This is a genomic window from Burkholderia sp. AcTa6-5 (genome assembly GCF_017815075.1).
Classification (GTDB): domain Bacteria; phylum Pseudomonadota; class Gammaproteobacteria; order Burkholderiales; family Burkholderiaceae; genus Burkholderia; species Burkholderia sola.
Genome location: NZ_JAGIQE010000025.1, coordinates 16,362 through 41,654 on the forward strand (window position 1 = coordinate 16,362; position 25,293 = coordinate 41,654).

At 65.5% G+C, this 25,293-nt stretch carries 29 protein-coding genes and 1 pseudogene; 14 read left to right on the forward strand and 16 right to left on the reverse strand.

The annotated features are described in order from the left end of the window. Positions 1-78: 78 nt before the first annotated feature. Positions 79-1,116 carry an aldo/keto reductase gene (locus J8I33_RS27265; RefSeq protein ID WP_089489995.1) on the forward strand — a complete coding sequence of 346 codons (1,038 nt, stop codon included), beginning with the start codon at positions 79-81 and terminating at the stop codon, positions 1,114-1,116. A gap of 18 nt (positions 1,117-1,134) precedes the next feature. Here the strand turns inward: J8I33_RS27265 and J8I33_RS27270 are convergent, their stop codons facing one another. Next, entirely contained in the window at positions 1,135-1,512 is a 378-nt protein-coding gene (locus J8I33_RS27270; protein ID WP_209925841.1) for a hypothetical protein, read from the reverse strand. 98 nt (positions 1,513-1,610) lie between these two features. Between J8I33_RS27270 and J8I33_RS27275 the strand changes: the two genes are divergently transcribed. After that, positions 1,611-1,874 carry a helix-turn-helix transcriptional regulator gene (locus tag J8I33_RS27275; protein WP_209925843.1) on the forward strand — a complete coding sequence of 88 codons (264 nt, stop codon included), beginning with the start codon at positions 1,611-1,613 and terminating at the stop codon, positions 1,872-1,874. 2 nt (positions 1,875-1,876) lie between these two features. Continuing rightward, positions 1,877-2,104 (forward strand): annotated as a pseudogene (locus J8I33_RS27280) (HipA N-terminal domain-containing protein); the annotation flags it as partial. Between the two features lie 135 nt (positions 2,105-2,239). Here J8I33_RS27280 and J8I33_RS34780 read toward each other — a convergent pair. Next, positions 2,240-2,371, reverse strand: coding sequence for a hypothetical protein (locus J8I33_RS34780; protein WP_256975834.1), 132 nt, complete (start codon positions 2,369-2,371; stop codon positions 2,240-2,242). Between the two features lie 196 nt (positions 2,372-2,567). On the opposite strand from J8I33_RS34780, the gene J8I33_RS27290 reads away from it, so the two are divergent. The 3 genes from J8I33_RS27290 to J8I33_RS27300 all read left to right on the forward strand — a co-directional run bounded on the left by J8I33_RS27290 (position 2,568) and on the right by J8I33_RS27300 (position 5,729). Beyond that, positions 2,568-3,569 (forward strand): hypothetical protein, encoded by a 1,002-nt coding sequence (locus J8I33_RS27290; protein ID WP_209939457.1) that lies wholly within the window; start codon positions 2,568-2,570, stop codon positions 3,567-3,569. Between the two features lie 222 nt (positions 3,570-3,791). Further along, positions 3,792-4,382: a DUF4410 domain-containing protein gene (locus tag J8I33_RS27295; RefSeq protein ID WP_050017900.1), complete on the forward strand. Its 591-nt coding sequence runs from the start codon at positions 3,792-3,794 to the stop codon at positions 4,380-4,382. A 537-nt stretch (positions 4,383-4,919) separates the two neighbouring features. Next, a complete protein-coding gene (locus J8I33_RS27300; RefSeq protein WP_209939458.1) occupies positions 4,920-5,729 on the forward strand; it encodes a TlpA disulfide reductase family protein in 810 nt (269 codons plus the stop codon). A 78-nt stretch (positions 5,730-5,807) separates the two neighbouring features. Here the strand turns inward: J8I33_RS27300 and J8I33_RS27305 are convergent, their stop codons facing one another. The 3 genes from J8I33_RS27305 to J8I33_RS27315 form a co-directional block, all read right to left on the reverse strand. Next, positions 5,808-6,992, reverse strand: a complete 1,185-nt coding sequence (locus J8I33_RS27305; protein ID WP_209939459.1) for a porin — start codon at positions 6,990-6,992, stop codon at positions 5,808-5,810. Positions 6,993-7,047: 55 nt separating this feature from the next. Beyond that, positions 7,048-7,842: an ABC transporter substrate-binding protein gene (locus J8I33_RS27310; RefSeq protein WP_089489989.1), complete on the reverse strand. Its 795-nt coding sequence runs from the start codon at positions 7,840-7,842 to the stop codon at positions 7,048-7,050. Positions 7,843-7,912: 70 nt separating this feature from the next. Further along, a complete protein-coding gene (locus J8I33_RS27315; protein ID WP_209939460.1) occupies positions 7,913-9,082 on the reverse strand; it encodes a M20 aminoacylase family protein in 1,170 nt (389 codons plus the stop codon). 156 nt (positions 9,083-9,238) lie between these two features. Between J8I33_RS27315 and J8I33_RS27320 the strand changes: the two genes are divergently transcribed. Then, a complete protein-coding gene (locus J8I33_RS27320) occupies positions 9,239-10,201 on the forward strand; it encodes a LysR substrate-binding domain-containing protein (protein WP_050017905.1) in 963 nt (320 codons plus the stop codon). Positions 10,202-10,287: 86 nt separating this feature from the next. Beyond that, complete coding sequence (locus J8I33_RS27325) at positions 10,288-11,124, forward strand: ion transporter (protein WP_209939461.1); 837 nt, start codon at positions 10,288-10,290, stop codon at positions 11,122-11,124. Positions 11,125-11,182: 58 nt separating this feature from the next. Here J8I33_RS27325 and J8I33_RS27330 read toward each other — a convergent pair whose 3' ends face one another. The 7 genes from J8I33_RS27330 to J8I33_RS27360 all read right to left on the reverse strand — a co-directional run bounded on the left by J8I33_RS27330 (position 11,183) and on the right by J8I33_RS27360 (position 15,539). Further along, a complete protein-coding gene (locus J8I33_RS27330; protein WP_050017907.1) occupies positions 11,183-11,563 on the reverse strand; it encodes a PIN domain-containing protein in 381 nt (126 codons plus the stop codon). Then, complete coding sequence (locus J8I33_RS27335) at positions 11,560-11,766, reverse strand: type II toxin-antitoxin system VapB family antitoxin (protein ID WP_089489987.1); 207 nt, start codon at positions 11,764-11,766, stop codon at positions 11,560-11,562. The genes J8I33_RS27330 and J8I33_RS27335 overlap by 4 nt, the downstream gene beginning before the upstream one ends. Positions 11,767-11,874: 108 nt before the next feature. After that, on the reverse strand, positions 11,875-12,546 hold the full coding sequence (locus tag J8I33_RS27340) for a MarC family protein (protein ID WP_124556775.1): 672 nt from the start codon (positions 12,544-12,546) through the stop codon (positions 11,875-11,877). A gap of 247 nt (positions 12,547-12,793) precedes the next feature. Continuing rightward, positions 12,794-13,516 carry an arsenical resistance protein ArsH gene (arsH, locus tag J8I33_RS27345; protein ID WP_209939462.1) on the reverse strand — a complete coding sequence of 241 codons (723 nt, stop codon included), beginning with the start codon at positions 13,514-13,516 and terminating at the stop codon, positions 12,794-12,796. Beyond that, positions 13,513-14,610 (reverse strand): ACR3 family arsenite efflux transporter, encoded by a 1,098-nt coding sequence (gene arsB / locus J8I33_RS27350; protein ID WP_209939463.1) that lies wholly within the window; start codon positions 14,608-14,610, stop codon positions 13,513-13,515. The genes arsH and arsB overlap by 4 nt, the downstream gene beginning before the upstream one ends. Before the next feature lie 65 nt (positions 14,611-14,675). Further along, positions 14,676-15,170, reverse strand: coding sequence for an arsenate reductase ArsC (locus tag J8I33_RS27355; protein ID WP_050017912.1), 495 nt, complete (start codon positions 15,168-15,170; stop codon positions 14,676-14,678). Between the two features lie 21 nt (positions 15,171-15,191). Further along, positions 15,192-15,539, reverse strand: coding sequence for a metalloregulator ArsR/SmtB family transcription factor (locus J8I33_RS27360; protein ID WP_050017913.1), 348 nt, complete (start codon positions 15,537-15,539; stop codon positions 15,192-15,194). Positions 15,540-16,221: 682 nt separating this feature from the next. Here J8I33_RS27360 and J8I33_RS27365 point away from each other — a divergent pair. Together J8I33_RS27365 and J8I33_RS27370 are read left to right on the forward strand one after the other, a co-directional pair. Next, a complete protein-coding gene (locus J8I33_RS27365) occupies positions 16,222-16,557 on the forward strand; it encodes a SymE family type I addiction module toxin (protein ID WP_050017914.1) in 336 nt (111 codons plus the stop codon). Next, on the forward strand, positions 16,557-16,877 hold the full coding sequence (locus tag J8I33_RS27370; RefSeq protein ID WP_050017915.1) for an XRE family transcriptional regulator: 321 nt from the start codon (positions 16,557-16,559) through the stop codon (positions 16,875-16,877). The genes J8I33_RS27365 and J8I33_RS27370 overlap by 1 nt, the downstream gene beginning before the upstream one ends. Before the next feature lie 162 nt (positions 16,878-17,039). On the opposite strand, the gene J8I33_RS27375 is transcribed toward J8I33_RS27370, so the two are convergent. The 3 genes from J8I33_RS27375 to J8I33_RS27385 all read right to left on the reverse strand — a co-directional run bounded on the left by J8I33_RS27375 (position 17,040) and on the right by J8I33_RS27385 (position 20,006). Further along, positions 17,040-17,240, reverse strand: coding sequence for a hypothetical protein (locus tag J8I33_RS27375; protein WP_209939464.1), 201 nt, complete (start codon positions 17,238-17,240; stop codon positions 17,040-17,042). Positions 17,241-17,532: 292 nt separating this feature from the next. Further along, complete coding sequence (gene leuA / locus J8I33_RS27380; protein ID WP_185731882.1) at positions 17,533-19,242, reverse strand: 2-isopropylmalate synthase; 1,710 nt, start codon at positions 19,240-19,242, stop codon at positions 17,533-17,535. Positions 19,243-19,751: 509 nt separating this feature from the next. Then, positions 19,752-20,006, reverse strand: a complete 255-nt coding sequence (locus tag J8I33_RS27385) for a hypothetical protein (RefSeq protein ID WP_209939465.1) — start codon at positions 20,004-20,006, stop codon at positions 19,752-19,754. A 198-nt stretch (positions 20,007-20,204) separates the two neighbouring features. Here J8I33_RS27385 and J8I33_RS27390 point away from each other — a divergent pair, with 198 nt between their 5' ends. The 3 genes from J8I33_RS27390 to J8I33_RS27400 all read left to right on the forward strand — a co-directional run bounded on the left by J8I33_RS27390 (position 20,205) and on the right by J8I33_RS27400 (position 22,481). Then, positions 20,205-20,594 carry a fucose-binding lectin II gene (locus J8I33_RS27390; protein WP_209939466.1) on the forward strand — a complete coding sequence of 130 codons (390 nt, stop codon included), beginning with the start codon at positions 20,205-20,207 and terminating at the stop codon, positions 20,592-20,594. 123 nt (positions 20,595-20,717) lie between these two features. Continuing rightward, positions 20,718-21,539: a fucose-binding lectin II gene (locus J8I33_RS27395; RefSeq protein WP_209939467.1), complete on the forward strand. Its 822-nt coding sequence runs from the start codon at positions 20,718-20,720 to the stop codon at positions 21,537-21,539. Positions 21,540-21,746: 207 nt separating this feature from the next. Then, complete coding sequence (locus J8I33_RS27400; protein WP_050017098.1) at positions 21,747-22,481, forward strand: fucose-binding lectin II; 735 nt, start codon at positions 21,747-21,749, stop codon at positions 22,479-22,481. 90 nt (positions 22,482-22,571) lie between these two features. On the opposite strand, the gene J8I33_RS27405 is transcribed toward J8I33_RS27400, so the two are convergent. After that, positions 22,572-23,942, reverse strand: a complete 1,371-nt coding sequence (locus J8I33_RS27405) for a M23 family metallopeptidase (RefSeq protein ID WP_209939468.1) — start codon at positions 23,940-23,942, stop codon at positions 22,572-22,574. Between the two features lie 277 nt (positions 23,943-24,219). Here J8I33_RS27405 and J8I33_RS27410 point away from each other — a divergent pair, with 277 nt between their 5' ends. Next, entirely contained in the window at positions 24,220-25,089 is an 870-nt protein-coding gene (locus J8I33_RS27410; RefSeq protein ID WP_209925889.1) for a mechanosensitive ion channel family protein, read from the forward strand. The last annotated feature ends 204 nt before the right edge of the window (positions 25,090-25,293 follow it).

Here is a 25,293-nt window from a genome sequence, read left to right on the forward strand (position 1 = left end):
GAAAGCCGCAAACGGTACATTGGTCGCCTGACGATCGACGCGCGGCCGCGCCGCGCTCACACGACGAGAGAAACGCTCATGGAATATCGTACGCTCGGCCGCTCCGGCCTCAAGGTCCCTGTCCTGAGCTTCGGCGCCGGCACGTTCGGCGGCGCCGGCCCGCTGTTCAGTGCCTGGGGCAATACCGGGGTCGACGAAGCACGCCGCCTGATCGACATCTGCATTGAAGCCGGCGTCAACCTGTTCGACACGGCCGACGTGTATTCCGACGGCGCGTCCGAGCGCGTCCTCGGCGCCGCGCTCAAGGGGCGCCGCGACCAGGTGCTGATCTCGACCAAGACGGGCCTGCCGACCGGCGACGGCCCGAACGACGCGGGCACGTCGCGCGCACGGCTCGTGCGCGCCGTCGACGACGCGCTGCGCCGCCTCGACACCGACTACATCGACCTGCTGCAACTGCACGCGTTCGACGCCGGCACGCCGGTCGAGGAAGTGATGTCGACACTGGACGATCTCGTGCGCGCGGGCAAGCTGCGCTATATCGGCGTGTCGAACTTCGCCGGCTGGCAGATCATGAAGTCGCTCGCGGAGGCCGACCGGCACGGCTGGACGCGCTACGTGGCGAACCAGGTGTACTACTCGCTCGTCGGCCGCGACTACGAGTGGGACCTGATGCCGCTCGGCGCCGACCAGGGCCTCGGCGCGCTGGTGTGGAGCCCGCTCGGCTGGGGCCGGCTCACCGGCAAGATCCGGCGCAATGCGCCGCTGCCCGAAGGCAGCCGCCTGCATGAAACGGCCAGCTACGGGCCGCCGGTCGACGACGAACGCCTGTACGACGTGGTCGATGTGCTCGACGCGATCGCGGAAGAAACCGGCAAGACGGTGCCGCAGATCGCGCTGAACTGGCTGCTGCAGCGGCCGACGGTGTCGTCGGTGATCGTCGGCGCGCGCAACGAGGAACAGTTGCGGCAGAACCTCGGGGCGGTCGGCTGGGCGCTGACCGATGCGCAAGTCGCGAAGCTCGATGCGGCGAGCGCGGTGGAAGCGCCGTATCCGTATTTTCCGTATCGCCGGCAGGCGGCGTTCGCGCGGTTGAATCCGCCGATGCGCGGGTAAGCCGCGAAGGCATCGGCATCAGGCCAGCACGCGCGCGTGGCCGAGCAGCACGACCTTGTCTGTCGAACCGTACATCGCGCGGGCGCGCGATACGCTGACGCTCGCCACCGGCAGTTTCAGTCCGCGCTCGCCGACCGTCGTGCGAAACCGGTCCCGCAAGCCGTCGATGAACGGCAGGATCGTGGCCTTCGCGGCCGCGTCGTGCAGGCGCTGCGCATCGCATGGGCGGCCGGAAAAACCCGGGACCAGTTCTGACCGCGCCCCGTCCTGAAAAGGCCCGCGACATGAACGGGGCCTGACCGTACGCGCGGTCCGGGAACAGGACCACCGCCAATGGCTGCCGCCGCAGAACGGCCACAGTAGCCACAGGGATACAAAATCATCCTGTCGGTTCAATTTTGTAGCCCTGCGGACACCAATTTTACATGCGAATTTGTAGCACAAGGGCTACAATATCAGTCAATGTGAGGACTTTTGACGCCCGGGGGCTACAAATGACAACCTTGGCCGATGTTGGAGCGATGTTGAAAGAGGTTCGCCATTCAGCCGGACTTTCTCAGAAAGAGCTGGCCGAGCACGCCGGTGTCGCACGCACGACGCTCGCACGGATGGAGACACTCGCGCGTGGCGACATGAGCGTATCTGCGCTCGTTCGGCTGCTGGAGGCTGCTGGCTATGACCTGCGCGTGGTGAAGCGCGGGCATGGGCGCACCCTCGATGACGTGCTGGCCGAACAGCGCACGATGGGAGACGCGTGACCATGCGGCTTCATGTGTACGTCAAAGGCAAACTCGTTGCGCATCTCTATCGCCAGGCGGACGACTATGCATTGCGCTACACCGCAGACGCACTCGATGCCGACTTTGCCAGTTTGACCATGCCCGTTCGCGAAGATGCCTGGATTTGGCCGCGCGACCTGCATCCCTTCTTCCGGCAGAATCTGCCCGAAGGATTTCTTTTTCAAGTGATTCGCGAGGAGTTCGGCCCTTAATCACGACAAGAAACCCTGACGTCCGCCCGATTCAATTCCCGGACCCGGCCCCGGCCCCACTCATCCCAGCGGCCGCGCCTTGATCCACAGAAACAGCGGCACGCGCGCCCACTGCCTGGGACCTGCTCACGCTCATAACGGGCTTGCGCTGGCCGCGTCGCGCACGCGACCTTCGCCACAGCCAATCTCCGGCTTGCCGGCCCAGCCGATCCATTGGCCGGCAACCCGCGCCCAGTGTTCGGCAATGGCTTTCGTATCGGTCATGCGCCCGCCCTCCCGCTCGATATGCGTCGTTGGCTCAGGATGCACATCGTAAGCGAAGCGGCGAACGGCGTGCACCGATTACCCCATTCGGCCAGTTTCCGTTTCCGGTCACGACGTTCTACAGTTACGACACCGTCATCCGTGCCGCCGCACATCGCCCCGCTCGACGATGCGCGCCCCGATTCCGAGGAAAGCCATGCCGAGTATCTTCGCCGCGCCCGCCGATGCCGCGCCAAGCCCCGTCGCGGCGGAAACGCGCATGGTGCACGACGTAGCAACGCTGAAGCCGTCCGACTACCGGTCGGCGGACGGCGCGTCGTGGGTCATCTCGACCATCACGCCGGCCGCTGACAGCGGCGCGAACGTCACGGGCAAGACGTATTTCGACACCGCCAAAGGCCAGACCGTCCCGGTACCCGACGCGCGCCGCCGCTATGCGAATCGCGGCACGTGGCAGGTCGTCGCGAGTTCGAGCGCTGCCGTCCCCGCGACGGGCCGCTACGACTGGCTCACGCTCGCGTGGCTGCCCATCAACCGGCGGCCGCTGCCGCAAACGCCCGAGCATCTGTATTCGCCGTTCATTCGCGGCGGCACGATCGTCTATCGGTGGAATCCGGCCGCGGAAGACGGCGAGCAGTTCGGCAACGTGCGGATGATTTTTCCGGAATGGACGCAGCACGTGGCCGATGCGTTGCGGTCTCCGCCCGCTGCGGGGCCGGACGGCGCGTCGTCGGCCCCGCCTGCGCTCGATCGCCTGAAAACAGACATGAACCCGATGGCCGCCGTGCTCGACTTCGATGAAGCGCTGCGTGAGGAACCAGTGGGCCCGATCGTTGCGCGACTGCCCACGCTGCTGCGCGGGAAGGACCTGCACGAACTGTCGGCGATCGTGTTCCTGTGCCTGTCCGCAGCGCGCGAAGAGGACCGGCCGCGCCTCGTCGAAACGATCGACGCGACGATCGCGGGCACAGATGACCGCGAACGTCTGCTGGCGATTGCGTACGGCGCGTTCGCCGCGGGGCGGACGCAACCGCTTCCATTCCGCGACACGACGCTGAACGCACTCGTCAACGATGTATTCGGCGCGCTGAAACAGCGCACGACGGCACTCGGCGTGCCGGTCGAGCAAGGGTCGCCGTGGTACGAATTCTTTACCGCGTATCGGCTCGGTGAAGCACGGGCGGGCAACGGCCAGTAATCGCCCGCGAAGCGATGTCATCGCGAAAGCAGTAGCAAATCTCCAACGCCGCTCATCACTCGCCGCACATTATCTCGGCGCTTCCTCGGTGCAAACCCGCCGCGCCGCCCCAATGCCGAATCGATTTCCCCCGCTATTCGGCGATTTGAATCGGATCGCGCCGTGCTAAATTCCTGCTCGGCCACAAGGCCCATTCAAATAAACTCAATCAAAGACCAAATCATGAAATCTCTTATCCGCCATGCCGCACTGGCATTCGTGACGATCGGCTTCCTGTCGGGCTGCGCCAGCAGCGTGACGCGCGACGCCCGCGATCCGGCAGGGGCCACCGTGACCGCATCGACGCCCCAATTCGGCAAGAAACCCGTGATCGTGAAGGTCACGCTCGACAACGCCGCGCAGGAAGCGTTGAAAGACAACCTGAAGTTCGATGCGAAGAAACTGCAGGAAAAAATCGAACAGGCACTGGACGCACGCAAGCTGCTGGCCAAAGCGGATGCAACCGATGCGATGCACCTGAATGTCGAAGTCACCGGCATTCGCGTGCGCTCGAGTTTCTCGGCCGTCATGTTCGGCTTCATGGCCGGCAGCGATTACGTCGACGGCACCGTCACGTTCGCCGATGCCGACAATCATCCGCTCGATCACTTCAAGGTGTCGGCGTCGTATGCGCTCGGCGGTATCGCGGGCATCGACAGCATGCGCATGGACTGGCTGTACGAGAAATTCACCGAGAAGACGATCGCGACGCTCGATCCGGCGACCGCGGCAACGCAAGGCGACGCGGCATCGACGGCGTCGAAGAAGCTGTAAGACCCGGCGCCCGACGGCTCGTGGATGCGCGGCCCGTCAGGCCATGGCGGCAGCCCCTGTGCCGCCGCCAACGACCAGCCTCGCCGGTCGCAAACCGGGTGTCAGGCAATACGCGAGTGAATGCCCAGCGCTCGCATCTTGCAGCGTTCCCATCCCGCTGAACCAGCCGATATGCATCGGATGCCGCCGCGCCCACCGACCGCCACAAGATACTCATACCCGCACGCACCACGCCAAGCACGACGCTAAAAAAGCGGCCGCTCGCGAGCGGAGCGGCCGTCAAGGAGAGATCCCTGTGCGGGATACCGGCGGACACCACACCAGACCGATCTGATTCGCTGCACGTCGGCGTGCACATCACGCAGTCCTGAGCTGCTCCGGGCGCCTGTCGCGATCCGCAACACGCCGTTACGTTCGCGGAGGGAACCCCCATGCGCGGCAACCGGTCGAAACGCCGCACGACAGTCGACCGCTTCATCGTCGCGGCGGACCATCCCGTCTTCTGTCCCGCTCGATCACGTCCATTCTTCCTATTTCATGTTGAGCATCGGTCCCTTCTCGATCCGCGTCGTCGCGGTCGCCGTCGCCGCGCTGCTGGCGTGGCTCGTCGCGCGTGTCATCCAGCGTCGCCCGCCGGACGGGCATCACAAGACCGCGTCAGGCCTGATCCTCGACGCGCTGCTGCTCGGGTTGATTGCCGCGCGTGCCGGTTACGTCGCGCAATGGTGGCCGGACTACGCGGCGTCGCCGCGCGCGATCGTCGCGCTCGGCGACGGCGGCTTCGACGCGCGCATCGGCATCGCGGCCGCGCTGGTGTTCGCCGGCTGGCGTCTGCGCCGCCTGCCCGCGCTGCGTCGGCCGGTGCTGGCCGGCATCGTCGCCGGCCTCGGTGCGTGGGGCATCGCGCAAGGCACGCTGGCGACGTTGCAGCGCGGCGCGCCGCCGCTTGCAGCGATGCCGCTCCAGGCGCTCGATTCGACGCCCGTATTGCCCGCGGGCTTCGTCGGCAAGCCGGTCGTCGTGAACCTGTGGGCGACGTGGTGCGCGCCGTGCCGCCGTGAGATGCCGATCCTCGAACAGGCGCAGCGCGACCATCCGGGCATCACGGTCCTGATGCTCAACCAGGGGGAAAACGCGCAAGCCGTGCGCGCGTTCCTCGAACAGCAGAACCTGCGCTTCGATCACGTGCTGCTCGACCCTTCGCTGCACGCGATGCACGCGTATGGTTCGCGCGGGCTGCCGACCACGTTGTTCTTCAATGTGAAAGGCGAACTCGTCGAATCGCATATGGGCGAGCTGACCGCCGCGCGGCTGAAGGATGCCGTCACGCAACGCTTCGGGCAGTAATGACCGGCGCCCCCACGCGCCGGGCACGCAGTGCGCGCCCTGCACGATGCCGGCCGCCGGTCTTCCCGCGTCACGCACTCAGAACTTGTGCCGAATCCCCGCATGCACCATCAGTTGCTTCGACGTCGACGATAGATCCGCCGCCCCCGGGATATAGGCCTGATCGAGCGACGAGCCGGTCGCGTCGCCGGCAATCCGCTGGTACGCGCCCATCAGGTAGACGTCGGTGCGCTTGGACAGGTTGGTGTCGGCCATCAGCCCAATCGAATGGATCTTCGGTTTCGCGCTGCCCGTGGTCGCGTCGTAGCGCACGGTCGTGTACACGTACTGCGCGCCCACGAAGAACGCCGGCGTGAACTGATACCTGCCGTTCACTTCGAAGTTCTGGTACTTGATCGCCGTGACCGCGCCGCCCGCGAGCGGCCCTGTCACCGGTTCGATTGTCTCGTCGCCGAACAGGTAGCCGACGTTCGCGGTCGGCCGCGTGACGTTGCTGTTCGTATACGCGAACCCGACCGTCGCGGGCCCCGCGGTGTAGTTGATGCCCGCGCCGAAAATCCGCAATCTCGCCGACGCGAAGTTCGCATCCGCGCCGACCGACCCCGCGCCCGCGATCGCGCCGCCGGCCGTCGCGCCCGGGTTGTCCGCATTCAGGAACGCGGCGCCGACGAGCAGGCCGCCCTGCTCGTACTGCGCACCGACGCTCCATTGCCGGTTGTTCGCGAACCCGGTGTCGTTGCTGAAGCTGTACGTGCCGCCGAACGAGAAGCCGGCAAAATCCGGGCTCGCGTACTTGACCGTGTTGTTCACCCGGAACGTATTGCCGGTGTTGTCGTTGTCGAGCGGATGCGAGAACGGATAGACGCCCCAGCTGCCGTTCGCGGTCGTCGGCGCAAGGAAATCCACGACCGCGTCGTATTGCCGGCCGAGCGTCAGCGTGCCGAAGCGCGTGCTGCCGAGCCCGACGTAAGCCTGCCGCCCGAACATCCGGCCGCCCTGCGCGAGCGTGCCGCTGTTCACGTTGAAGCCGCTCTCGATCTGGAACAGCGCACTGTAGCCGCCGCCGAGATCCTCGGTGCCCTTCAGCCCCCAGCGGCTGCCCTGCGCGAAGCCGCTCGCCATCTGCCACGCGCCGTGCCCGCCGACGTTGTTCGTATAGTCGATGCCCGCATCGATCAGCCCGTACAGCGTGACGCTGCTTTGCGCGAACGCCGGCGCCGCACAGAGTGCCGGCATCGCGACGAAAAACAATCTCCAGTTCATTCGCTTTCCTTATTGATTTGATTATCCCCACCCGCTCGCTACGATGCGGTGCCGCTTACTTCGCGCCGTAGATGTCGAAGTCGAAGTACTTGCGGTTGATCCGCTGATACGTGCCGTTCGCGAGGATCGTCGCCAGCGCGCGATTGAATGCGTCGCGCAGGTCGGTGTCCTGCTTGCGCAGCCCGAGGCCGTCGCCCTGTCCGAAGTATTTCGCGTCGTCGATCGCCGCGCCGACGAACATGAAGTCCTTGCCCTGCGGCTTCTTCAGGAAGCCGTCGCTGGCCGCGATCGACGCCTGGAACGCCGCGTCGAGCCGCCCCGTCACCAGATCGGCGTACACCTGGTCCTGGTTCTGGTACGACTCGATCTGCACGCCGGCCGGCTGCCAGTTCGCGATCGCATAGTCGGCCTGCGCGGAGCCCTGCTCGACGCCGACGCGCTTGCCCTTCAGCGACGCGGCCGTCGGCAGCAACGGCGAACCCTTGCGCGCGACCAGCCGCGCCGGCGCATTCGAGATCCGGTTCGTGAACGCGATCTGCTGCATGCGTTTCGGCGTGATCGTCATCGACGACGCGATCACGTCGAACTTGCGCGCGAGCAACCCCGGAATCATCCCGTCGAAACTCGACTCGACCCACACGCAGCGCGCATGCAGCTCCGCGCACAACGCGTTGGTGATGTCGATCCCGAAGCCCGTCAGCGTGCCGTCCGGCTGCTTGTATTCGAGCGGCGGGTACGTGGGATCGACCGCGAGGCGAATCTCCTTGCCCGTCCAGTCGCCCGCGTGCGCGGCGCCTGCGATCGTCGTTGCCGTCAGCGCCATTGCGAGCGCGGCCATCCATGGTTTCATTGCCTGTCTCCTTGTTTCCGTCGTTGAAGGTGAATCGAATCCGTATGTCCCGCGTGTCCGCCTGTCCGGCTCACGCGAGGTAGCGCTCCGCGAGCGCGATCCAGTAGCTCGCGCCGATTGCAAGGCACGCGTCGTTGAAATCGTAGCCGGGGTTATGCAGCCCGCAGCCAGCCGCGCCGTCGCCGTTGCCGATCGACAGGTAGCTGCCCGGACACGCGTCGAGCATGAACGCGAAATCCTCGCTCGCCGCGATCGGCCGCAGATGCGGGATCAGCGCGTCGTCGCCGCCCCATTCACGTGCGACGTCCCGCGCGCATGCCGTTTCCGCTGCATGGTTGACCAGCACCGGATAGCCGTAGCGATAGTCGATCTCGGCCGTTGCGCCGTAGCTGTCGGCCTGGCCGTGCACGATCGCGCGGATGCGCCGTTCGAGCAGCGCGCGCACGTCCGGCGACAGCGCGCGCACGCTGAGTTCGATATCCGCATGAGGCGGAATCACGTTCGATGCGGTGCCCGCGTGGATCGAGCCGGTCGTCACGATCGCCAGCTCCTGCGGATTCACGTTGCGCGACACGATGGTCTGCAGCGCCATCACGATCGACGCGCAGACCACCACCGGGTCGATCGTCGTGTGCGGCGCCGCACCGTGGCCGCCGCGCCCGATCACGCGCACGCGCACCTCGTCGGCCGACGCCATCGCGGGACCGTCGCAGAAGCCGAGCACGCCGGCCGGCAGGCCCGGCACGTTGTGCATCGCGAACACGGCATCGCACGGGAAACGCGTGAACAGCCCGTCGTCGAGCATCCGCTTCGCGCCGCCGAGCCCTTCCTCGGCCGGCTGGAAAATCAGGTTCAGCGTGCCGGTGAAGCGCCCGCGCTCGGCCAGGCACCTAGCCGCCGCGAGCAGCATCGCCGTATGGCCGTCGTGGCCGCACGCATGCATCACGCCGTCGTGCAGGCTTGCATGCGGCAGCCCGGTCGTCTCGCGGATCGGCAACGCATCCATGTCGGCGCGCAGCCCCAGGCGCTTCCCGGCGCCCCGCGCGAGCGTGCCGACCACGCCGGTGCCGCCGACGCCGCGCGTCACCTGATAACCCCATGTTGTCAGGCAGTCGGCGACGAGCGCGCTCGTCGCGTGTTCCTCGAACCCCAGCTCCGGATGCGCGTGCAGCCGGCGGCGCAGCGCGATCATCTCCGCCTCGATAGCCGCCATTTCAGGCGAAATTCGTGCTCGATCCACCCTCGATACTCCTCGATACGTGCCGGTTTCCGATCGCCGGAATGGCGGATCGTGGCGAAATCGTAGGCAGCGAAAAAACCGGCGAACAGCCGCAGTTTCGTTATGATGACAACCTTTCGTTGTCGGCATTCATCCCCTCTCACACCCTCCCGCACCATGAGCACGATCAAGCTGCATCAGTTGCAGGCGCTCGTCGCGAGCGCGGAAGCCGGGAGCATCCGTGGCGCGGCGCGCACGCTGGGGCTGTCGCAGGCGGCCGTCACGCGCGCGCTGCGCGAGCTGGAGGCCAGCGAGCGCCTGCCGCTGCTGGTTCGCGCCCCGGAAGGCATCGGCTTCACCGACTACGGGAAGACGCTGCTCACGCACGCGAAGCTCGTGCTCAAGCAGCTCGAGCATGCGCAGAGCGATCTCGAACGGATGCGCGGGCGCGTCGAGGGGCGGCTGAGTGTCGGCGTCACGCCGTGGCTGACGATGACGTTCCTCGCGGAGACCGTGCTGCAGTTTCGCGAGCGGATGCCCGACGTGCGCCTCGAACTCTATGAAGCGCTGATGGCCGTCGCGCAGCCGCTGCTGCGCGACGGCAGCATGGATTTCGCGCTCGGCCACGTGCAGCCCGGCAGCGGCGCGCGCGAATTCGCGTTCGAGCCGCTGCTGCGCTACGACACGTCGGTGATGGTGCGCGCCGGGCATCCGCGCGAGCGCGCGACGTCGGTGCACGATTTGCTCGATTGCGACTGGGTGCTGAATTCGTCGGCCGACGGCCAGGCCGCGCTGATCGACTACCTGTTCACGCGGCACGGCGCGCGGATCGACGAACGGCGCATCGTGCGCGCACAGTCGGTCGCGATGTTGCAGACGATGCTCGAGCAGGCCGGCATGTGCACGTGGTGCCCGACGATCCTCGCCGCGGTGCCGCCATTCGGCGAGCGGATGCGCGTGCTGCCGCTGAAGGAGACCTTCGAGCCGAGCGAACTCGGCATCGTCACGCGGCGCAGCAGCACGCTCGGCGACGCGGCGCGTTGCTTCATCGACTGCCTGTTGCACGTGATCCGCCAGCATGCGCGCTCGGCGCGCAAGGAGGATCTCGCGCTGTTTCACACGCTCACGCTGCTGATCTGACCGCTAGCGCGGCGGCTGGATGCCGCCCGGCTCAAATCAGACATGTCCGATAGGCCCGGCGATACGCGGTCCGTACACTCGGATCCATGATTTCGCTGATCCAGTCCTCCTTCGATACGGCGCGCGATGCCGTCACGCAAGTCGCGCGCCGCCCTTCGTTCCTGCGCAAGCTCGACATCGCGGTGCTCGTGCTGATCGTCGCGAGCGTGCTCGTCGTGATGGCCGACAGCGTGCAGGAGCTGCACCAGCAATACGGCCACGCGCTCTACGCGGCCGAATGGGCGTTCACGCTGCTGTTTTCCGCCGAGTATCTGCTGCGCCTCTGCACCGCGAAGAAGCCGGCCGTGTATGCGCGCAGTTTCTTCGGCATCGTCGATCTCGTGTCGGTGCTGCCGACCTATCTCGCGTTCTTCTTCCCCGGCCTGCACGCGCTGATCGACGTGCGGCTGCTGCGCCTGCTGCGCGTGTTCCGCATCCTCGGGCTGTCGATCTATCTCGAGGAAGGGCAGTTGCTGATGCGGGCGCTCACGCGCGCGCGGCGCAAGATATTCGTGTTCATCGGCGGGATGTTCGTGCTCGTCGTGATACTCGGCACCGTGATCTTTCTGGTCGAAGGGCCGGAGCACGGGATCACGAGCATTCCGGTCGGCGTCTACTGGGCGGCCGTGACGATGAGTACGACCGGCTACGGCGACCTGACACCCGTCACGCCGCTCGGCCGGCTGATCACGTCGTGCGCGATCTTGCTCGGCTACGGGATCATCGCGTTTCCGACCGGGATCATGGGCGCGGAGCTGGTTGCATCGGCGATGGAACGCAAGCGCCCGAATGCTGATACGGATACACGCTGCTGCCCGAACTGCGGCGCGGCGGTTCCGCCGCCCGAGCCAGTTGACGCTGCCGCGCCACGACGACCAGAGTAGGCCCTGTTCTATTCCGATTCCTTTCCTGCGGCCGACGCCGGCGCATGCCGTCTTTAGCTCACTTTGAAGTCGGACGGAATTCGACCGAGAAACGATCCGCCAACGCTGCAAGACGACGATCCAGGGTCCAGAAGCGCGCCCCCGGCGTGATCAACGTGGACGCCAACAAGGTCAGATCGACGAGACCACACCCCATCCCGTAGAGCTTCTCGCGCTCCACGAATGCCATTACCTCAGACATGCTGGCCTGATTGCATTCCTGAAGCAATCCGAGGTCGTTCAGCGTTCGCAGTCGTGGCGCCGGCGGCGTCCCGCAAGCAAGTTCACCCAGCACCATCGGATGCATCAGTACGGCATCGAGCGCAAGCAGCTCGAAAAGTGTCTGATTTCTGTTTCGAAAGTGATCAACCCAGACTGACGTGTCAATCAACACATTCATTGCGATTCCGGTTCCTGGCGACGTCGCGGAATATCTGCCATGCCGGACATGGATCCGCCCAGTGCTGCCAGGCGTTTGGCGGCCTGGACACGTACAAACGTCTTGATTGCCTCCCTGAACAAGTCCGCCTTATCCATTCCGGGCTCGGCCATTTGGAGGGCCTTCGTGTAGAGATCGTCGTCGATAGTGACCGTGGTTCGCATTGCCTACCCCCATCAAAATTGATGCGATAACGCACCAATTTTATCACCTTACTCAGTTATAGACGAGCAAACACTTCATGCACGAACGGTCGGCGCCTATGCCACCGGTCACCCCGCCTGCCCGCCCAGCATCTGCACGAACGCGGCGAGTCCCGTCAGCATGATCTGCACGCCCACGCACAGCAGCAGGAACGCGGACACGCGCATCGCGACCTTCGTCCCTTCGCTGCCGAGATAGCGCGCGAGCGTCGTCGCGCGGCTGTAGATCTGCCAGATCGTGAACGCGACGAGCGCCGCGACCGCCACCGACACGATGCCCGACAACACGTAATCGCTCGCCGTATGCGCACGGTTCGCATGCAGCGCGATGCCGGCCGCGATCGAGCCGGGGCCGATGGTCAGCGGGACCGTCAGCGGAAAGAACGCGCGCGACATCAGCTTCGGCAGATCGTCGCCGTGCGCGGCGACATCGCCGCCGGCCGGTACGTCAGGCGCATTCAGCATCGACCAGCCGGCCACCGCCACCGCCAGGCCGCCGCCGATGCGCAGCGCCTCCATCGAGATTCCGAAGAAGTTCAGTACCGGCGCGCCAACGAAAAAGATCACGAGCAGCGTGAAGAACACGTTCGTCGCGAGCTGCTTCGACAGGATCGCGCGCTCGGCTTCGGTCAGCGATTGCGTGCGTTCGAGAAACACGAACGCCATGCCGAATGGATTGATGATGCCGATCAGGCCCGTGAAGCCGAACAGGATTTCAGGAATCAGGCGGTCGAGCTGCATCGCGATCGTGCTCTCCGGTAGCGAACGGGAATAAAAAAGCGGCCAGTCGAGAAGACCGGCCGCAAAAAGGAGATGTCTCCATGATCCGGCACACGGTGTATGCCGGGCCGCAGAAACTGAATTGTCGGGAATCTGAGTCGGGATGGAAATCAGTCGAGTCTGATTTTGCTGAGCGCCGGACAATTCGACGGGCACGCGTAAGGCCGCATGCGCGGCGGGCGACGTCGCCCCCGGCTCGTCAACGATCTCAGATGCTGCGCTGATTGACCCGCTGTGACAGCGCCTCCGCGCTTTCCTTGCGCTCGCTGTACCGGTCGACCAGATAGGGGCCGACGTCGCGCGTCAGCAGCGTGAACTTCACCAGTTCCTCCATCACGTCCACCACGCGGTCGAAATACGCGGACGGTCTCATCCGCCCCGCTTCGTCGAATTCCATGAACGCCTTGGCCACCGACGACTGGTTCGGGATGGTCAGCATGCGCATCCAGCGCCCGAGCACGCGCATCTGGTTCACCGCGTTGAACGACTGCGAACCGCCGCTCACCTGCATCACCGCAAGCGTCTTGCCTTGCGTCGGCCGCACGGCGCCCGTCGACAGCGGAATCCAGTCGATCTGCGCTTTCATGATGCCGGTCATCGCGCCGTGCCGCTCCGGCGAGCACCACACCATGCCTTCCGACCACATCACGTGCTCACGCAGCTCGACCACTTTCGGATGGCTCTCCGGCGCATCGTCCGGCAGCGGCAATCCGCTCGGATTGAACACGCGTACCTCGGCGCCCATCGCCGTGAGCAGGCGTGCAGCTTCCTCGACCAGCAAGCGGCTGAACGAACGCTCGCGCAGCGACCCGTACAGGAGCAGGAGCCGAGGCGGATGGGTCGATGGCGCGGCAGGCCGCAGTTGCGTGGCGTCCGGCACGCGGAACAGCGTGGCGTCGAGTTGCGGCAGGTCTTTCAGGGAGTCGGTCATGGGGCGCTTCTCTCGTGATCTCGAGCCCGGCGCTCGTACCAGCCCTTCGACCGGTTGACGATGCGCACGACCAGCAACATCACCGGCACCTCGATCAGCACGCCGACGACGGTGGCCAGCGCTGCGCCGGAATGGAAACCGAACAGGCTGATCGCGGCCGCGACCGCCAGCTCGAAAAAGTTGGATGCGCCGATCAGCGCCGACGGGCACGCGATGCCATGCTTTTCGCCGACCGCGCGATTGAGCCAGTAGGCGAGCGCGGAATTGAAGAACACCTGGATCAGGATCGGCACCGCGAGCAGCGCGATCACCAGCGGCTGCTTCAGGATCGCTTCACCCTGGAACGCGAACAGCAGCACGAGCGTGGCCAGCAGCGCGGCGATCGACCATGGGCCGATCTGCGTCATCGCGGCATCGAACGCGGCCTGACCCTTCGCGAGCAACCGCTTGCGCAGGATCTGCGCGACGATCGCCGGAATGACGATGTAGAGCACGACCGACGTGAGCAGCGTCGCCCACGGCACCGTGATGGCCGACATCCCCAGCAGCAGGCCGACCAGCGGCGCGAACGCGATCACCATGATGCTGTCGTTCAGCGCGACCTGCGACAGCGTGAAGAGCGGATCGCCGCCTGTCAGCCGGCTCCACACGAACACCATCGCCGTGCACGGCGCGGCAGCCAGCAGGATCAGCCCGGCGATATAGCTGTCGAGCTGATCCGCCGGCAACAGCGGTGCAAACAGATGGCGGATGAACAGCCAGCCGAGGAACGCCATCGAGAACGGCTTGACGAGCCAGTTCACGACGAGCGTGACGCCGATGCCCTTCACGTGCTGACGCACCTCGTGCAGCGCGCCGAAGTCGACCTTCACCAACATCGGCACGATCATCACCCAGATCAGCAGCCCGACCGGCAGATTGACCTGCGCGTACGCCATCCGGCCAATCGCGTGAAACAGGCCGGGCAGCGCCTGGCCGAAGGCAATGCCGGCGACGATGCACAGCGCGACCCAGACGGTCAGATAGCGTTCGAAGAAGTTGATGGCGGGTTGCGTGACCGCCGTACCGGGCGGCGCGACGTTGGGCGTATTCATCGGACGAGGTTCCGTCTTGAAGTCATGAGCGGCCGCTCGTTTCGCGCACATCGCGCTGCGCGCGGTCAGTGTTGTGCAATCTCGATCAGCGCCGCGTGAAGTGCGTCGTCGCTCATGCGATCGAGCGGCAGCGCCAGCAACTGCAGCATTCGATAGCCGATCGCTTGCCGAGTCAGTTCGAAGGCGAGACGCTTGCCTGCTTCGCCGCCCGTCGCGTTCGACGGATCGGCGTAGCCCCAATGCACTTTGACCGGGCTGCCGGGCCAGTACGGGCACGTCTCGGACGCCGCGCTGTCACAGACCGTGATGACGACGCGCATCTCGGGCGCGCCGTCGCCGACGAATTCGTCCCAGCTTTTGCTGCGATAGCCGCTGACGTCGACACCGGCATGCGTCAGCGCCTCCAGCGCGTACGGATTCAGACGGCCGCTCGGCGCGCTGCCGGCGCTGTAGGCGCGCACATCCTTGCCGAGCTTCGCGGCCCAGTGATTGAGCATGCCCTGGGCCAGCACGCTGCGCGCCGAGTTGTGGGTGCAGAGGATCAGGACGTTCGTGGTCATGGGCGAGCACGCGAATGCGCGTCAGGATTGACGGGAGCGGTCGATTTTTGCGGAAGGCGAGCAGCCGGACACCGGCGAGCACGGATTGCCGCCGCAACAGTTCTCCGTGAGATAGCCGAGCAGCCCGTTCATCGTGTCGAAGTTCGCGCAATAGAACACGAAGCGGCCGTCCTGACGGCTCGTCACGAGCTGCGCGTGCGCCAGTTCTTTCAGGTGAAAGGACAGCGACGAAGGCGGCACGGCGAGCAACGTGGCGATCTGGCCAGCCGGCATGCCTTGCGGCCCGGCCTGCACGAGCGCGCGAAAGACCGCGAGGCGGGATTCATGCGCGAGCGCCGCGAGTGCGGCAATGGTTTCGTTCGTTTCCACATTTCTATAATAGTCGAAATATGGAAATAGGGGAAGCGATGCCGAGGCATGGCATCGCCGGGGCGGTCTGTCGGTCAAAACGAGGCGTGATATCGAACACGTGTTGCCGCGCGCGCCGGCTCGCCACCATACGGCCGGTGTCTCGGTCCGAAACGACAGTCGGCCTGATCCTACCCGCGCCCGTGCAGTCGAACGGACAGCGCCTTCCGTACGGCCCCTGCGTCGACCCCTCGCGCCCTCGCCTCGTCGGTCGACCGTTCAATTGCCGCGATACGTCGACACGTGCCACGGCGAACACAGCAACGGCGCGTGATGAACGAGATACTCGTGCGGTACGCGGCCGGCTGATTGAAGCCCGTCTCTGAAACGCTTTCTGACACATCGTCCATGACGTGGCGATGCGTCCAGTCAATGCGAATGTCGCGGAATCGTTGTGCAGCAAGCATTCGAAGCATCGGCCAAATGGCCAATGCCGATGAATTCGTACATGACCGGTGCCTGACGCCGGATGTTCTCCGCTACAGTGGTTGCACGTTTTCGCGAAGCGTCTCGGGCTGCTTCGGCATGCGATGCATGTAATGGAATGGCGCTCGAAACTCGCTGCGTAAACGAGCGCGGCCCGTAGGTGAAACAGCACCTGCAGGCCGCTGACCATAACGAACTCCACACAGGAGAGTTAACCATGGCTGGCGCGAATCATAACGCACCGACGTATTTCCGCGATTGTTTTGTCTCCCCGCAATCGTCATTTCAATCCTGCCGCATCGTTCCGCACATCAGGCCGTCCGACATGGCACCGCCCGTCGTGTATCTGTGGACGAAGCTGTGCGGCCGGTGGATCGAGGCAGCAGGCTTCGATCCCGAGCAGCGCCTGCGAATCGAGGTGTCGCACAAGCGGCTGGTGATTACGCCGATGGAAGACGCGGATTGCGCTTCGGTCGAGAACGCGGGATTCCCCGATATCGATCGCGGAACCGGGCGGCAGCGGCACCTTTCGATGATGACGGAGGAAGCGTAATGAACTACGACGCATCGAATCAACGCACCGACAACGTGCCGGACGATTTCGACTACTACGACGTCGGTGAACTGGCGGCCAAGTCCGTCCTCGTACTGAAGCTCAATGCATTGATGGTGTCGCGCGGCCTGACTGAAGAAGAGGCCGCAGCGCTCTCCGAAATGGCCCGGCCGGTCGTCACCCCCGAGCAGCGCGAGCGGCTCCGGAACGTGACACTTGACCAACTGATGCTGACGCTGGCGTCGTTCGGCCAGCATGTGGAGATCGTGGTGCGGCCGGCGGCGGGATCTGGGCCGGCGGGCATCACGGTTTCGGTCTGACGGGCCGGAGCACGGCTTAAAGAAGTGTGTTGCAGCCGGAAGCGCATCAGCGCTCGCATGAGGCAGCGTCAGGAGTAAGTACTATCGAATTACATAGCATGACTACAGCCGGGCCCAACGGCCGCCGCCGAAGCGGCTCCGGCGCCGCCACACCCGATCAATTTAACGTGGCGGATTGTTACAGCCAATCGGACCAGGCTGATTCTGCGAAAGCAGCGCACGGAGCGCGGCGAATTCTTCCTCCAACTGATCGTACGCAGCCTTGACGGCCGAATCCGCGAGCAGGCGTGCAGTGTCCGCCGCGGTGTGCCGCACCGGCACGTACCGATCCTCGTGAACGCTTGTACCGCGAGCCTTGGTCATCGTTGGCTTCCTCCTTCAATGGCCCATTGGCGATGCCCTCTGAGCCAGGTAAGTGAAGTTCGAACGATAACTGCTGCACACGCTCGACACAAAAAGAAAAACTGCTGCCGTCACAAACGGCAGCGGCCTACCCCGGCTGGTGTACCCGCCGCGCCGGCATCTCGATGCGAAAACGCGCGCTTGGGTGGACTTCATGAAGCAGGCGCTACAGGCGGCACTCGGCGGGCCATGCAGCGCCCTGTCGGCGACGCGGCCGCACCGGAGAATTCCGGCGCGACCGCCCCTGCCGCAGTTACGCCACGGCCGTCACCGCGCGCTCCGCGTCAAAGAACGTTGCCTGCGCAACCTGATCCGCACGCGCATACGCGCGGTTCACGCCGCTGATCACCGCACGAATCGACGCGGTCGTCAGGTTCGCATCGACGCCGACACCGAACGCACTGCCGCGCACACCCGTGCCGGCCAGCTCGGCGATCGCGATCGCCTTCGCATCGGCGCCCTGCGACAGCGCGCGTTCCTCGTAATGCTGGATCCGCAGCGGCGTGTGCAGCGCATGCATCAGCGCGTCGAGCGGGCCGTTGCCCTCGCCGCGCAGCACGCGGCGCTCGCCGTGCACGTCCGCGGTCAGCACGATCGTCTCGCGGCCGTCGCGCTCGATCAGCTCATGGCCGACATAGCGCAGCGGCGTATCGCTTTCGACGTATTCCTGCTGGAACAGCGACCAGATCTGCGCGCTCGTCACTTCGTGCCCGCTGTCGTCGGTCAGGCGCTGCACGGCCGCGCTGAAATCGACCTGCATGCGGCGCGGCAGCGCGACGCCGTAGCCCTGTTCGAGCAGGTACGCGATACCGCCCTTGCCCGACTGGCTGTTCACGCGAATGATCGAATCGTACGTGCGGCCGAGATCGCTCGGATCGATCGGCAGGTACGGCATTTCCCATACGGCGTCGGCGCGCTGGACCGCGAAGCCCTTCTTGATCGCGTCCTGGTGCGAACCGGAGAACGCAGTGAACACGAGATCGCCGACATACGGATGGCGCGGGTGAATCGGCAACTGCGTGCATTCCTCGGACGTACGCGCGATTTCGTTGATCCGCGAGAAATCGAGGCCCGGATCGACGCCCTGCGTGTACAGGTTCAGCGCGAGCGTCACGAGGTCGACGTTGCCCGTGCGTTCGCCGTTGCCGAACAGGCAGCCCTCGATCCGGTCGGCGCCCGCCATCACCGCGAGTTCTGCCGCCGCGACCGCGGTGCCGCGGTCGTTGTGCGGGTGGACGGACAGGATCAGCGAATCGCGGCGCGCGAGATTCCGGTGCATCCATTCGATCTGGTCCGCGTAGTAATTCGGCGTGCCGATTTCCACCGTGGCCGGCAGGTTCACGATCGACTTGCGCGCGGGCGTCGGCTGCCATACGTCGAACACCGCATCGCAGACTTCCTTCGCGAAATCGAGTTCGGTCGCCGTAAACGTTTCCGGGCTGTACTGCAGCGTGAATTGCGTGTCGGTCGCCGCATCGGCGCACCGCTTGATCGTGCGCGCCGCGTTCACCGCCAGTTGCTTCACGCCGTCGCGATCGAGGCCGAACACGATCTTGCGGAATTCCGGCGCGGTCGCGTTGTACAGGTGCACGATTGCGCGCTTCGCACCGCGCAGCGATGCGAAGGTGCGCTCGATCAGGTCGTCGCGCGCCTGCGTCAGCACTTCGATCGTCACGTCGTCGGGAATGTGACCGCCCTCGATCAGCTCGCGGACGAAGTTGAAATCGGTTTCGGACGCGGACGGGAATGCGACCTCGATCTCCTTGAAGCCGATCGCGACCAGCGTCTTGAACATCCGCATCTTGCGCGCGGCGTCCATCGGTTCGAACAGCGCCTGGTTGCCGTCGCGCAGGTCGGTGCTCATCCAGATCGGCGCCTGCGTGATCGTGCGCGACGGCCACGTGCGGTCGGGCAGGTTGACGGGCGTGAACGGTCGGTATTTCGTCGCGGGGTTCTTCAGCATCATGATGTCGGTCCTCGGTCTGTTTGTCGGTGAAGCGCGGCGCGGCAGCCATCGGCGTCAGGAGCCAGCGACGCACGCAGCGGAAAAAACGGCAAGAAAGCGGCACAACGGCAAAGCGGTACGGCAAACGACAGCCTTGACGGTTGAGCGACCGGGACGGAGCGGAGTGATGACGGAAAAAAGACGAACTCAGGCGCCGGTCGACAACCGGGGCCAGGTCGGTGATGCGGGGAAAATCTGGCGCTTCAGGAACGAAGCAGATGGAAAGCGCGCAGCCGCAGACCCAGCCCGGAGAAGCGGGCTAGTAGTCGTAGCGAGAAGAGGAACTGGGCGGCGTGCATGGCCGGCATCAAATCACAGGGTGACCACGGCTGTCAACCGGGGGCGGCTGCGCCTTCCGTCCCGCCCGATCCCGCGATACGCGCGTTGACGCAGAATCAGTCCCGTCCGATAGCCGACGGCGTCCGTCGTCGATATGCTTCACGGGTGCGGCGCCGGTGAGGCCCTATTCATGTTCGGAGTGAGTCGGTCCATCCTCTTCGCCGGTCGCCGCACACCCCTCCCTTGCGATCGAGCTTCGGCGCGGGCGTTCGACGGTGGCCGGTGGGCGCGGCCACGACCGAGATGTCGATGTTGAAACGAAACGCTGCCATATGCGAACGCCGAGCGTCTGCTCCGAAGTCCGATTGCGCCCCCCTCTCTCGCTTCGCGTTGCGCGCTCGCGCATCATTCAGGAAATCGATACACGCATCGATATAGTTCATCGAATATATCGAAATCCCCGTCATTAATCACATTTCAGTAAATCGATTAGCGCCGCCTTTCGATTTAATGAACAATAACCATTCTCTCCCGAATATTTTTTTATTTATTTTTCGCCATGCTCTGTACGTCGCGTTTCAAACGGCAAACGTTTGCGCGACAAGGCTCGCGCCTTATCCAATACCTATCAGGAGGCAAGCATGGCCGACTCTCAAACGTCATCCAATCGCGCCGGCGAGTTTTCGATTCCGCCGAATACCGATTTCCGCGCGATTTTCTTCGCGAATGCAGCCGAGCAACAGCACATCAAGCTGTTTATCGGCGACAGTCAGGAGCCCGCCGCGTATCACAAGCTGACGACGCGCGACGGCCCGCGCGAAGCCACGCTGAATTCCGGCAACGGCAAGATCCGTTTCGAAGTGTCGGTGAACGGCAAGAAGTCGGCGACCGACGCGCGCCTCGCACCGATCACCGGCAAGAAGTCGGACGGCTCGCCGTTCACGGTCAACTTCGGGATCGTCGTATCGGAAGACGGCCACGACAGCGACTACAACGACGGAATCGTCGTGCTCCAGTGGCCGATCGGCTGACCTGACGCGCGATCGACGGTCGCCCGCTGCCGGCCGCTTCCATGGCGGCCGGCGGGTTTGCGCCGGGTTCCGCGGACCCTCGCGCCCCATCCAGAACAAACCGCCTCATCACCGGAGACATCCATGCCGCTTCTTTCCGCTTCGATCGTCAGCGCGCCCGTCGTGACGTCGGAAAGTTACGTCGACATCCCGGGCCTGTATATCGACATCGCGAAGGCTGGGATTCGCGACGGGAAACTGCAGGTCACCCTCAACGTGCCGACGCCTTACGCGACCGGCAACAACTTCCCCGGCATCTATTTCGCGATCGCGACCGACAAGGGCGTCGTCGCGGACGGCTGCTTCACCTATTCGTCGAAGGTGCCCGAAAGCACCGGGCGCATGCCGTTCACGCTCGTCGCGACGATCGACGTCGGCAGCGGCGTCACGTTCGTGAAGGGCCAGTGGAAAAGCGTGCGCGGCAGCGCGATGCATATCGATTCGTACGCGAGCCTGTCCGCGATCGGGGAAACGGCCGCGCAGTCGTCGTCGCAAGGCGGCGGCAATCAGGGCGGCGAAACCGGTGGCGGCGGATCGGGCAACATCGGCGGCGGCGGCGAACGCGACGGCACGTTCAACCTCCCGCCGAACATCAAGTTCGGCGTCACCGCGCTCACCAACGCGGCGAACGACCAGACGATCGACATCTACATCGACGACGACCCGAAACCCGCGGCGACGTTCAAGGGCGCCGGCGTGCAGGACCAGAACCTCGGCACGAAGGTGCTCGACTCCGGCAAGGGCCGCGTGCGCGTGATCGTGATGGCGAACGGCAAGCCGTCGCGCCTGGGCTCGCGGCAGGTCGACATTTTCAAGAAGTCGTACTTCGGGATCGTCGGCTCGGAAGACGGTGCCGACGACGACTACAACGACGGCATCGTGTTCCTGAACTGGCCGCTCGGCTGAGCGGCTGAGCGGCTGAGCGGCTGAGCGGCTGAGCGGCTGAGCGGCGGCGGTCGCGAAACATCGCAACGGCGACCGGCCCGCCCTGCATTGCGAATCGTTCGAGCAGTCATTTGCAGTCCCACGTTCCACGCTCGGCGCCGCGCGCGGCCCGGTGCAATCCGTTCACCGGCCGCGCGGCGCGAGACTTTCCATCAACACGAGGACGACATGTCACAACCCTTTACCCACGACGATCTGTACGCACTGCTGCAACTCGCGGGCAACGACGCCACCGCCGTGCAGGCCAGCGGCGATCAGGCCGTGCTCGACCGGATGCGTCAGTTCATGACCACGCAGCTCGTCGAGAAACTGCCGCAGTACGACGTATTCGTCGATATCGCGACGATCCCGTACAGCTTCGACGTCGGCAGCTGGCAGAACAAGGTGAAAACCGATGCGGCCGGGCAGGTCGTCGCGTGCACGGTGACGTGGGCCGGCGCGCCGGGCGTGTTGCCCGGCGCCGCGGCGAAGTTCGGCGTCGGCGCGGTGGTCAATTACTTCTCGAAAGCGACGCCGCAACCCGTGCAGCCGGAGCCCGTGCCGACCGGCGGCGGCGAACGCGACGGCGTCTTCAACCTGCCGCCGAACATCGCGTTCGGCGTGACCGCGCTGGTCAATTCGTCCGCGCAGCAGACGATCGAGGTCTTCGTCGACGACAACCCGAAACCGGCCGCGACGTTCCAGGGCGCCGGCACGCAGGACGCGAACCTGAACACGCAGATCGTGAACTCGGGCAAAGGGAAGGTTCGCGTGGTCGTGACGGCGAACGGCAAGCCGTCGAAGATCGGCTCGCGTCAGGTCGATATCTTCAAGAAGACCTACTTCGGGCTGGTCGGCTCGGAAGATGGCGGCGACGGCGACTACAACGACGGCATCGCGATCCTGAACTGGCCGCTGGGTTGAACCGCAGGAGCCTGACGGTCGTCGCCACGCCGCCCGGCGTGGCGATTGGCCGGTGTGCCTCGGCCCTCTGCAAGCGCAGCCCCGCACCGATCACCCCGCCTGCGGCGCGACAGCCGTCGACATCGCCACGGGCTGCGCGAACGCGGCCGACGCCAATTGAGTGCGCGCGTCACGCGCCACGCGGTTGAACGCCACGCGCTGCGCGCCCTTCAGTTTCGCCGCCTTGGCTGCATGCACGAGTTCGATTGGATCGACGAGGCGGGCATGCCGGCGAACCTCGAAGTGCAGATGCGGGCCGGTCGCCGTGCCCGTGCTGCCGACCGCGCCGACGCGTTGACCCCGCACGACGCGCGCGCCGGTGCGCAGCGTCGGCTCGAACGCCGACAGGTGCGCGTAGTACGACGCATAGCCGCCGTCATGCCCAATCACCACGTACTTGCCGTAGCCGTTCGGCTCGGTGCCGATGAACGTCACGACGCCGCGCTCCGACGCATGCACGGCGCGGCCTGCGGGCGCCGCGAGATCGACGCCCGAATGCACGTGACGCGCCCCGCTCACCGGATGCACGCGCGTGCCGAATTGCGAGCTGATGCGCGTCGCGGCGACCGGCATCGCGAAGCGCGTGCCGGCAAGCGGCATGCCGTCGAGTTCGTAATAGGCGCCCGGCGAGCCGGCCTGCGGCGCGAACCACACGGCCGCGACGCGCTGCCCACGAAAGCGGACGTCGAGCGCCGTCACGCGTGCGCGGCCCGGCCGCACTGCGTCGTGGTCGGGCTCGAATGCCACGCGGAACGTATCGCCATGCGCGCCGCGCTGCTTCGGATCGACGCGCCCGGCCAGCATGCGGACGATCTGCTCGGCGACGCCGACCGGCAGATCGGCGCGCGCCAGCGACGCGCGCAGGCTGCCGACGATCGCGCCGGCGCGCGTGCCGCGATCCGGCTGAGCGAGCGTGAACGGCTCGGCGGATGCCAGATCGACCGCGCCTCGCGCGAACGCCGGCTGCGCGCCCGTCGCGGGCAGCGCCGAGGCCAGCCCGTAATCGAAGCGCGATGCATAGCCGCGCTCGACCGCGTCGCGCGCGGTGTCGCACAACACGCGATACGCGACGCATGCACCGAAGCGCGCCACCGGATCGCCGCGCCCGGCGCCGGTCGACACGTTCAACGCGGGCGACACGTATGCGACGTCGAGCGGCGCGGACGATGCATGCAGGCCGCCCCACGTCGTACGCGCGGCATTGAAGAAAGGCACGTCGTCAAGGTCGGTGGTTTCCGCCGTCGCGGGCGCGAGCTGCGCGGCGTCGTGAAACGCCTGCGCTGCCGCGCCCTGTGCGCCGGCCACGCAGGCCGCCGCGACGATGCCGCGCAGTAACGCGCGGCCCATCGGGAAACGGTGAACGCCGCGCGGCGCGGGTTGACCTTGCTCGCGTGCGACACGGAAACGCAGGTCTGACCGCATGACGTCGTCACTCGCTATTCAATGAAAATCGGGAAAAAACCGGGCATCGCAGAGGAACGATCGTCGCGATCCGGCTACTCGAAAGCGAGTGTATCGGCGTGGTCGAAACGGCTAAATAGGACTTGTCTTATTTTCGTGAAAAGCTGCTTAATACTCGTACTAAATCGATGCAACCGGTCGCCGCGCATCGCGCGAAGCCCGCGCCGCCGTGTACAGTCGAGGGCTGCCGGCGCGCGACACGCGCCGCGCACTGTGTGTTCAAAACCGGAATCCCGTCATGTTTCTCGATCATCTTCATCCGGAACGCTGGACGTTCCTGTGGAACGCGTTGTCCACCCTCTCCATCAAGCTGTCCGCCGGCCTGGCGCTGCTCGTAGCAGGCTGGTGGCTGTCGAAGCGCGTCGGCAACTGGCTGAACCGGCTGCTCTCGAACAAGGAGCGCGTCGACGACACGCTGCGGCCGATCCTATGCGACGTCGCGGTGTGGGGCATCCGCATCGTCGCGATCGTCGGCGCGCTGTCGCAGCTCGGCATCGAAACCGCGAGCATCGTCGCGGTGCTCGGCGCGGCCGGCCTCGCCATCGGGCTCGCGCTGCAAGGCACGATGCAGAACATCGCGGCCGGCATCATGCTTCTGCTGCTGCGGCCGTTCAAGGTCGGCGACTACATCGACGGCGGCTCGGGCGTCGCGGGCACCGTCGACGAGGTCGGGCTCTTCATGACGCGCCTCACGAAGCCGGACGGTATCTGCGAATACGTGCCGAACAGCGCGCTGTGGGGCAGCGCGATCCGCAACTACACGCGCAACCCGACGCGCCGCCTCGATCTCGAAGTGGAAGTGTCCGTGCATGACGATATCGAGCGCGCGCTCGAAGCGCTGCGTGCGCTGGCCGCGGCCGATCCCGACGTGCTGGAGGACCCCGCGCCGGACGTGATGGTGATGCGCTTCGACGACAGCACGGCCGTCGCGAACATGCGCGTGTGGACGCATACCGACACGTTCTGGGCGCTGCGCTGGCGCCTCGCGCGTCAAGTCCGCAAGACGCTCGCCGATGCGGACTGCGCGCTGCCGATCCGCACGCGGGAATTGCATATCGTGCACGATGCGGAGCGCCGCACAGACGATGCGCGCGTGCGCGTTTCGTAAGGACCCGATGAAACGTTACTCTCCCGCCGCGTCGTTTGCCGCCGCGATGGCCTGCGTATTCGTCCCGGTGTAGCAGCATGTCCATCACACCCATTCCGCCCTGCTGATCCGCATCGATTTTCCCGCGTCGCGCACCGTCATTCCGGAAACCCGGACGCACAAAAAACCCCACGAAAACAGGGATATTCGTCGTCTGCGACACAT

Excerpts from the sequence above, each read along its gene's own strand:
- J8I33_RS27305 (WP_209939459.1), bottom strand. The coding sequence starts at position 6,992 with ATGAACTGGAGATTGTTTTTCGTCGCGATGCCGGCACTCTGTGCGGCG.
- arsH (WP_209939462.1), bottom strand. The coding sequence starts at position 13,516 with ATGACCGACTCCCTGAAAGACCTGCCGCAACTCGACGCCACGCTGTTC.
- J8I33_RS27290 (WP_209939457.1), top strand. The coding sequence starts at position 2,568 with ATGCCGAGTATCTTCGCCGCGCCCGCCGATGCCGCGCCAAGCCCCGTC.
- J8I33_RS27410 (WP_209925889.1), top strand. The coding sequence starts at position 24,220 with ATGTTTCTCGATCATCTTCATCCGGAACGCTGGACGTTCCTGTGGAAC.
- J8I33_RS27265 (WP_089489995.1), top strand. The coding sequence starts at position 79 with ATGGAATATCGTACGCTCGGCCGCTCCGGCCTCAAGGTCCCTGTCCTG.
- leuA (WP_185731882.1), bottom strand. The coding sequence starts at position 19,242 with ATGCTGAAGAACCCCGCGACGAAATACCGACCGTTCACGCCCGTCAAC.
- J8I33_RS27385 (WP_209939465.1), bottom strand. The coding sequence starts at position 20,006 with ATGAACTATATCGATGCGTGTATCGATTTCCTGAATGATGCGCGAGCG.
- J8I33_RS27335 (WP_089489987.1), bottom strand. The coding sequence starts at position 11,766 with ATGCGAACCACGGTCACTATCGACGACGATCTCTACACGAAGGCCCTC.
- J8I33_RS27400 (WP_050017098.1), top strand. The coding sequence starts at position 21,747 with ATGTCACAACCCTTTACCCACGACGATCTGTACGCACTGCTGCAACTC.
- J8I33_RS27370 (WP_050017915.1), top strand. The coding sequence starts at position 16,557 with ATGAACTACGACGCATCGAATCAACGCACCGACAACGTGCCGGACGAT.
- J8I33_RS27320 (WP_050017905.1), top strand. The coding sequence starts at position 9,239 with ATGAGCACGATCAAGCTGCATCAGTTGCAGGCGCTCGTCGCGAGCGCG.
- J8I33_RS27330 (WP_050017907.1), bottom strand. The coding sequence starts at position 11,563 with ATGAATGTGTTGATTGACACGTCAGTCTGGGTTGATCACTTTCGAAAC.
- J8I33_RS27300 (WP_209939458.1), top strand. The coding sequence starts at position 4,920 with ATGTTGAGCATCGGTCCCTTCTCGATCCGCGTCGTCGCGGTCGCCGTC.
- J8I33_RS27310 (WP_089489989.1), bottom strand. The coding sequence starts at position 7,842 with ATGAAACCATGGATGGCCGCGCTCGCAATGGCGCTGACGGCAACGACG.
- J8I33_RS27395 (WP_209939467.1), top strand. The coding sequence starts at position 20,718 with ATGCCGCTTCTTTCCGCTTCGATCGTCAGCGCGCCCGTCGTGACGTCG.
- J8I33_RS27295 (WP_050017900.1), top strand. The coding sequence starts at position 3,792 with ATGAAATCTCTTATCCGCCATGCCGCACTGGCATTCGTGACGATCGGC.
- arsB (WP_209939463.1), bottom strand. The coding sequence starts at position 14,610 with ATGAATACGCCCAACGTCGCGCCGCCCGGTACGGCGGTCACGCAACCC.
- J8I33_RS27365 (WP_050017914.1), top strand. The coding sequence starts at position 16,222 with ATGGCTGGCGCGAATCATAACGCACCGACGTATTTCCGCGATTGTTTT.
- J8I33_RS27325 (WP_209939461.1), top strand. The coding sequence starts at position 10,288 with ATGATTTCGCTGATCCAGTCCTCCTTCGATACGGCGCGCGATGCCGTC.
- J8I33_RS27340 (WP_124556775.1), bottom strand. The coding sequence starts at position 12,546 with ATGCAGCTCGACCGCCTGATTCCTGAAATCCTGTTCGGCTTCACGGGC.
- J8I33_RS27375 (WP_209939464.1), bottom strand. The coding sequence starts at position 17,240 with ATGACCAAGGCTCGCGGTACAAGCGTTCACGAGGATCGGTACGTGCCG.
- J8I33_RS27405 (WP_209939468.1), bottom strand. The coding sequence starts at position 23,942 with ATGCGGTCAGACCTGCGTTTCCGTGTCGCACGCGAGCAAGGTCAACCC.
- J8I33_RS34780 (WP_256975834.1), bottom strand. The coding sequence starts at position 2,371 with ATGACCGATACGAAAGCCATTGCCGAACACTGGGCGCGGGTTGCCGGC.
- J8I33_RS27390 (WP_209939466.1), top strand. The coding sequence starts at position 20,205 with ATGGCCGACTCTCAAACGTCATCCAATCGCGCCGGCGAGTTTTCGATT.
- J8I33_RS27355 (WP_050017912.1), bottom strand. The coding sequence starts at position 15,170 with ATGACCACGAACGTCCTGATCCTCTGCACCCACAACTCGGCGCGCAGC.
- J8I33_RS27275 (WP_209925843.1), top strand. The coding sequence starts at position 1,611 with ATGACAACCTTGGCCGATGTTGGAGCGATGTTGAAAGAGGTTCGCCAT.